Genomic DNA, 573 nt, shown 5'->3' on the forward strand with positions numbered 1-573 from the left:
AGCAACAGCTGGTCGCGAGCCATCCACGTAAAACCATCCCGGGGATGAGCACGCTCCCTGAGCACATGCCGGAACGTCACAGCAAGCAGCAACGCTGGACCCCAGGGCGTCTTAAACAGTGGGCTGCTGACATCGGACCGAGCACCCTGTGCTGGGTTAGCGAACGGCTGGAAGAGAAAGCCCATGCCGAGCAGGCATACCGACTCTGCCTGGGGCTACTGAGTCTTAGTCGAGAGTATCCAGCATCACGGGTTGAAGCCTGCTGCCAGTTGGCTAATCGGGAAGGACTGGTGCGACTCAAACAGCTCAAGTCGGTGCTGGCCAGTGGCCGTGACCAACTGCCCGCAAGCCAGCTCAGTTATCCAGAACTGCCGCAAGAGCACGAGAACATCCGCGGCCCCCAGAGCTTCCACTAAAGAGGATACGTCCCATGACCCAACAAACGCTGACCCGCTTGAGACACCTGAAACTGACTGGCATGGCGGATGCCGTGCAACAACAACTGGAACAGGCAAGTACCTACGAAGGGCTGCCCTTCATCGAGCGGCTAAGCCTGCTGGTCGAACACGAACA

General features: G+C 58.8%; 2 pseudogenes. Both read left to right on the forward strand.

Annotation, left to right across the window (positions count from 1 at the left end):
- Positions 1-416: pseudogene (locus J9892_RS22620) on the forward strand (IS21 family transposase); the annotation flags it as partial.
- A gap of 14 nt (positions 417-430) precedes the next feature.
- A pseudogene (locus J9892_RS22625) lies at positions 431-573 on the forward strand (IstB-like ATP-binding domain-containing protein); the annotation flags it as partial.

It is taken from the genome of Aeromonas sp. Prich7-2 (assembly GCF_017939255.1).
Taxonomy (GTDB): domain Bacteria; phylum Pseudomonadota; class Gammaproteobacteria; order Enterobacterales; family Aeromonadaceae; genus Aeromonas; species Aeromonas caviae.